The organism is Devosia sp. (assembly GCF_041917035.1).
Classification (GTDB): domain Bacteria; phylum Pseudomonadota; class Alphaproteobacteria; order Rhizobiales; family Devosiaceae; genus Devosia_A.
Genome location: NZ_JAYRYM010000147.1, coordinates 1 through 9,822, shown reverse-complemented (window position 1 = coordinate 9,822; position 9,822 = coordinate 1). Strand labels below are relative to the sequence as shown.

At 68.0% G+C, this 9,822-nt stretch carries 12 protein-coding genes; 9 read left to right on the top strand and 3 right to left on the bottom strand.

Going from position 1 to position 9,822, the window contains the following annotated elements; all coding sequences use genetic code 11:
* The first annotated feature begins 213 nt into the window (after positions 1–213).
* Both cysE and ACE3TU_RS14655 read left to right on the top strand, forming a co-directional pair.
* Entirely contained in the window at positions 214–1,038 is an 825-nt protein-coding gene (gene cysE, locus ACE3TU_RS14660; protein ID WP_374625448.1) for a serine O-acetyltransferase, read from the top strand.
* A 106-nt stretch (positions 1,039–1,144) separates the two neighbouring features.
* The gene (locus ACE3TU_RS14655) at positions 1,145–1,363 is read left to right on the top strand and encodes a DUF3126 family protein (RefSeq protein ID WP_374625446.1); all 219 of its coding nucleotides are present in this window, start codon (positions 1,145–1,147) and stop codon (positions 1,361–1,363) included.
* 16 nt (positions 1,364–1,379) lie between these two features.
* Here the strand turns inward: ACE3TU_RS14655 and ACE3TU_RS14650 are convergent, their stop codons facing one another.
* Both ACE3TU_RS14650 and ACE3TU_RS14645 read right to left on the bottom strand, forming a co-directional pair.
* The gene (locus ACE3TU_RS14650; RefSeq protein WP_374625444.1) at positions 1,380–1,715 is read right to left on the bottom strand and encodes a TfoX/Sxy family protein; all 336 of its coding nucleotides are present in this window, start codon (positions 1,713–1,715) and stop codon (positions 1,380–1,382) included.
* Positions 1,708–2,175 (bottom strand): GFA family protein, encoded by a 468-nt coding sequence (locus ACE3TU_RS14645; RefSeq protein ID WP_374625442.1) that lies wholly within the window; start codon positions 2,173–2,175, stop codon positions 1,708–1,710. The genes ACE3TU_RS14650 and ACE3TU_RS14645 overlap by 8 nt, the downstream gene beginning before the upstream one ends.
* Positions 2,176–2,377: 202 nt before the next feature.
* Between ACE3TU_RS14645 and ACE3TU_RS14640 the strand changes: the two genes are divergently transcribed.
* The 7 genes from ACE3TU_RS14640 (at position 2,378) to ACE3TU_RS14610 (ending at position 9,056) form a co-directional block, all read left to right on the top strand.
* Positions 2,378–3,178 carry an RNA methyltransferase gene (locus ACE3TU_RS14640; protein WP_374625440.1) on the top strand — a complete coding sequence of 267 codons (801 nt, stop codon included), beginning with the start codon at positions 2,378–2,380 and terminating at the stop codon, positions 3,176–3,178.
* A gap of 35 nt (positions 3,179–3,213) precedes the next feature.
* Positions 3,214–4,479: an MFS transporter gene (locus ACE3TU_RS14635; RefSeq protein ID WP_374625438.1), complete on the top strand. Its 1,266-nt coding sequence runs from the start codon at positions 3,214–3,216 to the stop codon at positions 4,477–4,479.
* Positions 4,480–4,551: 72 nt separating this feature from the next.
* The gene (locus ACE3TU_RS14630; protein ID WP_374625436.1) at positions 4,552–5,373 is read left to right on the top strand and encodes a hypothetical protein; all 822 of its coding nucleotides are present in this window, start codon (positions 4,552–4,554) and stop codon (positions 5,371–5,373) included.
* A 159-nt stretch (positions 5,374–5,532) separates the two neighbouring features.
* Positions 5,533–6,150, top strand: a complete 618-nt coding sequence (gene rpsD / locus ACE3TU_RS14625) for a 30S ribosomal protein S4 (protein ID WP_374625434.1) — start codon at positions 5,533–5,535, stop codon at positions 6,148–6,150.
* A gap of 175 nt (positions 6,151–6,325) precedes the next feature.
* The gene (locus ACE3TU_RS14620; protein WP_374625432.1) at positions 6,326–6,796 is read left to right on the top strand and encodes an FMN-binding protein; all 471 of its coding nucleotides are present in this window, start codon (positions 6,326–6,328) and stop codon (positions 6,794–6,796) included.
* A gap of 20 nt (positions 6,797–6,816) precedes the next feature.
* A complete protein-coding gene (locus ACE3TU_RS14615; RefSeq protein ID WP_374625430.1) occupies positions 6,817–7,539 on the top strand; it encodes an FAD:protein FMN transferase in 723 nt (240 codons plus the stop codon).
* Positions 7,536–9,056, top strand: a complete 1,521-nt coding sequence (locus tag ACE3TU_RS14610) for an FAD-dependent oxidoreductase (RefSeq protein WP_374625428.1) — start codon at positions 7,536–7,538, stop codon at positions 9,054–9,056. Before ACE3TU_RS14615 ends, ACE3TU_RS14610 begins: the two co-directional genes overlap by 4 nt.
* 36 nt (positions 9,057–9,092) lie before the next feature.
* Here ACE3TU_RS14610 and ACE3TU_RS14605 read toward each other — a convergent pair.
* A partial coding sequence (locus ACE3TU_RS14605) for an SbmA/BacA-like family transporter (protein WP_374625426.1) occupies positions 9,093–9,822 on the bottom strand: 730 nt, incomplete at its 5' end.

Genomic DNA, 9,822 nt, shown 5'->3' with positions numbered 1-9,822 from the left:
GCTCGAAGGGCGGATCGCGGGCGAAGGGGCTTCTTGCCTGGTGCGCACCGTATGCGAGCCACCGCCGCCCGGGCAATCGCTTGCCGGGCTTTTCCGACGAGCCGAGGTAACCATTCCCGCACCGGCGGGTTCGCAACGGGGGATTTGTGCGTTAGCTATTGGAAAGCGAGCACGGGATGTCTTATATCGGCATCCTACGATGGAGATGCCGCCATGACGACCACTACCAGGTCCGCCGAAGTGCGGGCGATCGATCCGGTCTGGGATGCGGTGATGTCCGGGGCGCGCCAGGTCGCCCAGGCGGAGCCGTCGCTGGCCAATCTGGTCTATTCGAGCGTGCTCAACCACGCCAGCTTCGAGGAAGCGCTGTCGCATCGGCTGGCCGAGCGACTGGATCATCCGGATGTGTCGGCGGACCTGGTCCGGCAGGCCTTCCGGGATGTGCTCGCGGCGCGGCCCGAGATCGGGCTCGAGGCGCGCGCCGACCTCGCGGCGACACTCGAACGCGATCCTGCCTGCCACAAGGCGGTCGACGCGTTCCTCTACTTCAAGGGCTTCCACGCCATCCAGACGCACCGCTTCGCCCACGCCATGTGGACGGGCGGACGGCGCGAGTTCGCGCTCTACCTGCAGAGCCGCTCGAGCGCGGTCTACCAGGTCGATATCAATCCGGCGGCCCGCATCGGCAAGGGCATCATGCTCGACCACGCCACCGGCTTCGTGGTCGGCGAGACGGCGACGATCGGCGACAATGTCTCGATCCTGCAGGGCGTGACGCTGGGCGGCACGGGCAAGTCCGAGGAGGACCGCCACCCCAAGATCGGCAACGGCGTGCTGATCGGTGCCGGCGCGATCGTATTGGGCAACATCAAGGTTGGCGACTGCGCGCGCATCGGGGCCGGTTCGGTCGTCGTCAAGGAAGTGCCGCCACGGGTGACGGTGGCGGGCGTTCCCGCCCGGATCATCGGCGAGGCCGGCTATGCCCACCCGGCATCGGTGATGGACCACGTCGCCTCGGTCAACGACATCAGCGGCTGAGACACCGCGCCGGGCATTCGGGCGGGGAAAAAGCCGGGCCGGGATTGCCCGGCCGGCGGTTCCGCCTATTGTGCGGTCCCCAATCGACAGCGGCAGGAGCGCCTACGTGAACCACCCCGAAATCATCAAACTCCAGAAGTTCCTGCAGCAGAAGTTCGGCAACAAGGCCATCGATGTGAGGCCGCGCAACAAGCAGAACGACAGTGTCGAAGTCTACCTGGGTGAAGAGTTCCTCGGCCTGATCTACGTCGACGACGAGGATGGTGACCGCTCCTACAACTTCCAGATGGCGATCCTCGACGTCGACCTCGACGACATTCACTGACCGTCGACGACGTCGGTCACTTCGGCGGCAGCGTCTTGACGAAGCCTTCGGCGAAGTCCAGCCAGGCGCCGAGGTCCTCCTCGGTGTCGATGAAGTCGGGGGCGACTTCGACGAAGCCGACCATGTCGCGACCGCCCTGGTGCATGGCGCTGGTCCCCGGACGCTGCAGAGCAAGCTCGTGCAGGTCCGGACCGACGCGCAGCAGCAGGTTGCCACTCCGCATGGCGCCGGCCACCATGTTGCCGTTCAGCATGAAGCCGTAGCCGCCGAACATCTTCTTTTCGGTGAGCCCCGGCCGGTAGTCGAAGATGGCCCGAATGCGGTCGGCCAGTGCGTCGGCTGCTTCAGACATTGCTGCTGCTCTCCTCGCGATAGGTGTCGTGCCGCGGCAGGTCGGCCGGAAGGCTGTCCCAGTCGTGATGGCTGCGGGCAAAGATCAGCTGGGTGGGCGCGAACCAGTCGCCGGCGGCGCCGAACACCCCGACCGGCAGCATCGCCAGCGTCGGCGCGCGACTGGACTGGGCATAGAGCGGCGTGCCGCAATCGGGACAGAACCAGCGTGTCAGCACCGCGCCCGACTCGGCCGCCCGCGCAAAGGCCTTCGGCGCCCCGTCGATGCCGATCGCCTCGCGGGCGACCAGCGCGATGGTCGCGTGGCCGGTGCCGGTCATCTGCTGGCAGGCGAGGCACGAGCAGAGCAGCATGGCGCGGATCTCGCCCGCGACGGTGAGCCCGATGCCGCCGCAGGCGCAGCGCGCATCGAGCCGCACGACGGGGCGGCGCCGCGGCGGGAGGTCGGGGGGTGCGGTCACGGGTCTGCCTCATTGCCAGCCGAACCCCGGCGCGGCGTAGGCGCGTTCGGGCCGGATTCGTCCGAGCATGCACCATCGACCACCGCGTCGTCCACGCGGCTGCGCGAGGCGTCGAAGCGGACCTCGCCGCTTCGCCCCGATGTCGGCCTTGATCTCCCCGGGGGTTCCGCCTAATTCCGAGCGCCGAAGTGGAGGGCCCCCGATGGCCGGAACCGACAGATCGCAGGACGTCAGCTTCCGGCCGAGCCCGGCCATCATCCTGTGCGAGCCGCAGCTGGGAGAAAATATCGGCACGGCGGCCCGCGCCATGGCCAATTTCGGGCTGTGGGACCTGCGGGTGGTCAATCCGCGCGACGGCTGGCCCAACGAGCGCGCGGTCGCTGCGGCGTCGCGGGCCGACCACGTGATCGAGAAGGTGAGGGTGTTCGGGACGCTCGAGGAGGCCATTGCCGACCTGTCCCTCGTCTTTGCCACCACGGCGCGCCGCCGCGACGTGCAGAAGCCGGTCTTCGGGCCGGAGGAGGGGGCGCAGCGCATCATCGCGCATATTGCCGGCGGCGCCGGGGCCGGGCTGCTGTTCGGGCGCGAACGCTGGGGGCTCTACAACGAGGAAGTCTCGCTGGCCGATGCCATCGTCACCTTTCCGGTCGAGGCGGCCTTCGCCTCCCTCAACATCGCGCAGGCCGTGCTGCTGATGGCGTACGAATGGCGCCGGCAGTTCGACAATGGCGAGGTGCTGCCGTTCGGAGGCGGGCTCGACGCGATCGCGCCACGCAGCGAACTGATGGGGCTGTTCGGCCACCTCGAGGAGACGCTGGACCGGACGGGTTTCTTCAAGACCGCCGACAAGCGTCCGACCATGGTGGAGAACCTCAGGGCGGTGTTCACCCGCGCCGGGCTCTCCGCCCAGGAAATCCGCACGCTGCGCGGCGTCATCTCGTCCATCGACCGGATGCACGAGCGACAGCGTCCCGATCGCCCCCGAACCGACGGCGACGACTGACACATTCCTTTTGACGGCAGGGGCAGGGCCGTGGCATGCCGACGCCTGCCATGATCCCCGCCGATACCGCCGCCGAGCCCTCCGCCCGCGCCTTCTCCTACCGAGGCTACCGATTCTTCTGGGTGACGACGCTGTGCGCCAGCTTCGCCGCGCAGATCATGTCGGTGGCGGTCGGCTGGCAGGTCTACGACATCACCCGCAACCCCCTTTTCCTCGGCCTCGTCGGGCTGGCGCAGTTCCTGCCGGCCCTGCTGCTGGTGCTGGTCACCGGGCTTGCCGCGGACAAGCTGCCGCGCCGCCGCATCATGCAGGCGAGCCTCGCCATCGAGGTGCTGTGCGCCGTGGCGCTGCTGTTCTTTGCTTCGGCGAGCGGCCACCACGAGGTCTGGCCGATCTTCGTGGTGCTGGTGACGCTCGGCGTGGCGCGGGCGTTCATCGGGCCGGCCGGCGCCTCGCTCGCCCCCAACCTCGTGCCGCCGGTGGCGCTGGCCAATGCGGTATCGATGAATGCGACGGCCTGGCAGCTGGCCGGCATTGTCGGGCCGGTGGCCGGCGGGCTGCTCTACGGTATCTCTGCATGGGTCGCCTATGGCACCGCCGGCGTCCTGGCGGCGGTGGCGCTGGTGTCGATCAGCCGCCTGACGGCGCCGGTGCAGCGCCCCTCGCAGCAGGAGACGAGCCTCAAGACGCTGCTCGCGGGCTTTCACTATATCTGGACCGAGAAGGTCGTGCTCGGAGCCATCTCGCTGGACCTGTTCGCCGTGCTGATGGGCGGCGCGGTCGCCCTGATGCCGGTCTTCGCGCGCGACATCCTCGATACCGGGCCATGGGGACTGGGCCTGCTGCGGGCCGCGCCGGGGGTCGGGGCGATCGCCACGGCGCTGCTGCTCGCGAGATTTCCGGTGCGCGACAATGCCGGCATCACGCTTTTCGTGTTCGTGGCGGGCTTCGGCCTGTTCACGCTGCTGTTCGGGATGTCGACGTCGATCTGGTTCTCGGTGCCGCTGCTGGCGCTGATCGGCGCCTGCGACATGGTTTCGGTCTCGATCCGCGAGACGATCATGCAGCTGTGGACGCCGGACAGCGTGCGCGGCCGGGTCAACGCGGTAAACTCGGTTTTCATCGGCGCCTCCAACGAACTCGGCGAGTTCCGGGCCGGCATGATGGCCGCGCTGGTCGGCGCGCAGGCCGCGGTCGTCTTCGGCGGCGCCGCGACGATGGCGGTGGCCGGCATCTGGAGCCAGATCTTCCCCGGGATCAGGAAGCAGCGTTCGCTGGATCGGGCCATGGTCGAGGGCTGATCGGGCCTAACCAATCGTTAACCGGCCGTTAGCCGGACTCGCGCTCTGCTGGCCCGGCACGAGGGAGCGCAGATGAAGGTACTGATTGCGACACCCGCCTATGGCGGCTCGGTGTTCGTTGCCTATCACGACTCGGTCCTGCGCACGCTCGCCTACTTCCAGCGGGAGTTCCCCGGCATCGCGTTCGAGAGCTCGATCCTGTCGCTGTCGATGGTGACGGTGGCGCGGAACATCCTCGCCAGCCAGGTCCTGGCCGACGACACCCTGACCCACCTGCTGTTCATCGATGCCGACATGGGGTTCGCGCCATCGCTGATCGCCAAGATGCTGGCCTTCCGCAAGCCGGTGGTCGGCATCGTGGCGCCGCAGCGGCGGCTGGACTACGAGGCCTACCATCGTGTCCGCGCCCAGGTGGAGGCGCCGCTGATGGCGCGCCTCGTCGCCAACGACTATGTCGCCGGCGACGGCGCGGTGGTGGTGGAACGCGGACCCGCCGGGCAGCCCGAGATCGAGGTGGTCGACGGCTTCGTCCGGGTGACGCGGACCGGGACGGGTATCCTCTTGGTCGAGCGCGCCGTGCTCGAGGCGATGCGGCAGCGCTTCCCCGAGCTCTGGGTGGCAACGCCACCGGACTCGATCCGGCGGTCCGGCCTGCCGGAGGGCGGGTTGCTGCAGTGCTTCGACCAGATGCGCGACGAGCAGGGTGTCGCCATCGGCGAGGACGTGTCGTTCTGCCGCCGCTGGACCGAGGGCCTCAAGGGCGAGATCTGGGCCAATATCGACGAGGGCATCGTGCATGTCGGCCAGGACAACTATGCCGGCCGCTACCTGAGCAAGCTGGAGGCGGGCAGGGTGCACCTGCGCAGGCGGGAGGCCGATCCCTCCGCGACTTGACACGGGGGTTCCCCCACTCTATCACCCGCCCACTTGTCGGGCCGATCGGCCCCGCGAGCGCACCCGGGATTTGCTGAAATTCAGCGATCTGTCGGCTCTCTCCGCAAGGAAGGGCAGAGGAGGGCGCAATCACTTTCGACGCTATCGGAAAGGATTACGATGTCGAAGCGCATTGAAGCCAAGCACAAGATCGACCGTCGCCTTGGCGAAAACCTGTGGGGCCGCCCGGCCTCGCCGCTGAACAACCGCGCCTACGGCCCCGGCCAGCACGGCCAGCGCCGCAAGGGCAAGACCTCGGACTACGGTCTGCAGCTGCGCGCCAAGCAGAAGCTGAAGGGCTACTACGGCTCGATCACCGAGAAGGCGTTCAAGCGCCTCTACACCGAGGCCGCGCGCGTCCAGGGCGATACCGGCGAGCGCCTGATCGGCCTGCTCGAGAGCCGGCTGGATGCCATCGTCTATCGCGCCAAGTTCGTGCCGACGGTGTTCGCCGCCCGGCAATTCGTCTCGCACGGCCACGTGCTGGTCAACGGCAAGCGCGTGACCATTGCCTCCTATTCGTGCAAGCCGGGCGACCGGATCGAAATCAAGGAGCGGTCGCGCCAGCTCGGCATCGTGCTCGAGGCCAACCAGCTCGCCGAGCGTGACGTGCCCGACTATATCGAGGCCGATCACTCCAAGCAGGTCGCGACCTACGTGCGGATGCCGGCTCTCGCCGACGTGCCGTACCCGGTGCAGATGGAACCCAATCTCGTCGTCGAATTCTACTCGCGCTGACCCGCGCCGAGTGCGTCCAGTCCAGCCGGGCCGCCCTTCGGGCGGCCCGTTTGCTTTTGGGCGATGGGCCCGCCATTTCGTCAGTGGTCGAGGCAATACGCCACATTGGCGTTGATTTGCGTGCGTCGCCCTATACAGCGACAGCGGGCGGTGTGGCTCGCGCCTGGAGTGACCCGTGGACGCGAAGCGCGGACGCCGACTGCTGTTCAGGAAGCTGCTGCTTTCCGGTGCGTTCGTTGCCGCTTCGGCGATCTACGTCTCGGTGCAGGCGGGGCGCGTGGCCGCTCCGGTCGCCGTGGCAGCGGCAACTCCTGCCGCCCCCTCGGAAGGGGTCCGGATCGGGACCCGGCAGACCGTGCAGGTCAAGGACGGCGATTTCCAGGGTGGCAAGTATGATGCGCGATTTGGCCCCGTCCGGGTCAAGATCACCATCGACGGAGGGCGCATCGTCTCCGTCAGAGCCGTCGAGTATCCCGATCACAGCCCGACCTCGGTGAAGATCAATCTCGAGGCCCTGCCCAAGCTCGAGCAGGAGGCGATCACGTCGCAATCGGCCGTGGTGGACACGGTCTCGGGCGCCACGCTGACCTCCAAGGCCTGGTCCCACTCCCTGCGTTCGGCGATTCGCGCGGCGGCGCGTACGTGACGGGACGCACCGAAATCATCATGGGCATGCCGATCACGATCGACCTGGCCTGCCGTGACGATGCCGACCTGCAGCGAGCCGCCTTCGATCGGTTCAGGCAGATCGATCACCGCTTCAGCCCGTATCGCGACGACAGTGAACTCGCGGCCCTCAACGCCGGAGCGATCCGCGCGGAGGATCTCAGCGACGAGTTCCGCGAAATCCTCGAACTCGCTGAGGACGCACGCGAATTCAGCGATGGCTATTTCGACGTTCGCCGACCGGACGGCCTGCTGGACCCCTCCGGGGTGGTGAAGGGCTGGGCCATCAAGCAGGTCGCGCAGCTGCTCGCGCGCGCGGGCAGCGAGAACTTCTGCATCGACGCAGGCGGCGACATCCAGGTGGCCGGCTGCAACGCCCGGGGGGAGCCCTGGCGGGTGGGCATCCGCAACCCGTTCGCCGAAGACGAGATCGTCAAGGCCATCCGTCCGGGCGCGCACGGCGTCGCGACGTCCGGTTCCTATGTCCGCGGCCACCACATCTATGACCCGCACCAGCCGGACAATCGGCTGGACGAGATCGTCAGCCTGACGGTCGTTGCCGCCGATGTCCTCGCCGCCGACCTGCTGGCGACAGCGGCGTTCGCGATGGGGCGCAGCGGGCTGCGCTTCCTGCAGACCCTGACCGACGTGGAAGCCTACGCGATCGACCGCGACGGCATGGCGACGTTCACTCCCGGCTTCGCGGCGTATGTGGTGACATGATCAGGACGCTTCTCTTCACCTTCGACCAGACCACGATGTACCGGCTGCTGGTGGTCTACCTTGGGGCACTGCTGCTCGCGGCCTTCGTTCTCGGCTTTTTCGGCCTCGTTCCCGCGGAGCCGACCGCCCTGGCCTTTTCGCTGGTCGTGGTCGTTGGCGTCGCGGAAGTGACGCATCGCCTGTTTGCGGCGACCTTTGCGGTACCGGCGAACCATGAGTCCACCCTGATCACCGCACTGATCATCGTCCTGCTGATGAAGCCGGTGACGGCGGCCGATCTCGCCGGCGTCGGCGGCCTTGCCGCCGCATCGGCCTGGGCAGTGGCTTCGAAGTACCTGATCCGCGCGCGGGGACGGCACGTCTTCAACCCGGCCGCGCTGGGTATCGCGCTCGCCGGGCTGCTGCTGGTTCAGCCGGCCACCTGGTGGATCACGGCCACGCCCTACCTGTTGCCGCTGATCGTGATCGGCGGCCTGCTGATCACCCGCAAGGTGCGTCGCACGGACATCGTGCTCGCCGCCATCGCGGCGTATGTGGCGGGGGCCATCGTCACCGCTCCCGCGGGCACCGGCCTGCAGGAGCTGCTGCTCAGCCTGCCGCAGACCTCGATCCTGTTCCTCGCCTTCGCCATGCTGACCGAGCCGCTCACCGCCCCGCAGGGCCGCTGGCGCGGGATCGCCTTCGGCCTGCTGGTCGGCGCGCTGGCGACCCCCGGGCTGACGATCGGACCGGTGTACCTGACCCCGGAGCTGGCGCTGCTGGTCGGGAACCTGTTCGCCGTGCTGGTCTCCGCGCCGGATCGCCTCGTGCTGACCCTCAAGGCGGTGGAGGAGGTGGCGAGCAATGCCTATGACTTCATCTTCACGCCGAGCCGGCCGCTCAGGTTCAGGCCCGGCCAGTACCTCGAGTGGACGCTGGCCATGCGCGATCGCGATGAGCGCGGCAACCGGCGGCACTTCACGGTGACCTCGGCGCCCGGCGAGCCGGACATCCGTCTCGGCGTCAAGTTCTACCCCGAGCCGAGCGCCTTCAAGCGGGCGCTGCAGTCGCTGAAGCCCGGCGACAGGATCCTCGCCGGACAGCTGGGCGGGCACTTCGTGCTGCCCGGCAACAAGAAGCGGAAGCTCGCCTTCCTCGCCGGCGGCATCGGCATCACGCCGTTCCGCAGCATGATCAAGCACATGCTGGACCGGGGCGAGAAGCGCTCGGCGGTGCTGTTCTATGGCTGCGGGCGCGCCGGCGAGTTCGCCTACCGCGACGTGTTCGACCAGGCCGGGGACGAGCTCGGCCTGAAGACCGTCTATGCCACGCAGTTCGACGAGACCCCGCCCGAGGGCGTCCGGCGGGGCGTCATCGACGCCCAGCTGGTCCGCGCGGAAATGCCGGACTGGCGCGAGCGGCTGTTCTACGTGTCGGGTCCACCGCCGATGGTGAGGGCGGTGCGGCGCACCCTGCGCGGCATGGGCGTTCCGCCCTGGCGCATCCGCACCGATTTCTTCCCGGGCCTGTCAGGCTGAAGGGGCAGGGCCGCGCAGGGCGGCCCCGCCTTTCGCTCATTGCGCCGGAGCAGGCGCGGCAGCGGGCGGATTGTCGCGGTGCCAGCTCTCGAGATAGCGCGGGTCGTCATAATCGTTGGCGATCGGCGCGTCCTTGGGGATGTAGCTCTCGAACAGCCTCAGGCGCTTGTAGACCGAGATCAGCGAGATGATCGTCGTCCAGGAACTGGCAAAGAACTTGAACGAGTCCTCCACCTGGCCGAAGGCGTTGTTCACCTGCTGGAACAGCCCCAGGGTGAGCGCCCCGGTGACGATGGAGGGGCCCATGGCGACCAGCGGGACGAAGTTGGCGCCCTGCAGGTAGGCATAGCGCGCGATGTTGAAGTAGAGGTAGTTGCGGTACAGCCGGAAGTAGTTGGTCTGGACGTTCCTGAACAGCTCGCGGATCGAGGGTGGATCGCTCCGGTCGTTGTGATCCTCGCCATAGACCAGTTCCTTGCGCAGCGCCGCCTCGACCCGCTGGTTGTGGAACTCGAGGCCCGGCAGTCGAATGCCGACCAGGGCCAGCAGCACGGTGCCGAAGGCTGACGATACCAGCGCCACCCAGACGAGGCTGCCGCTCACCGGCCCGATGAAGGGCAGCTCGGTGATGTTCTCCGAGAGGGTCCAGAGCAGCGGCAGGAAGACGACCAGGGTCATGACCGAGCCGACGAAGTTGACGGCCAGCCCCTCGACGATATTGGCGAAGCGCTGCGTATCCTCCTGCACGCGCTGGCTGGCGCCCTCG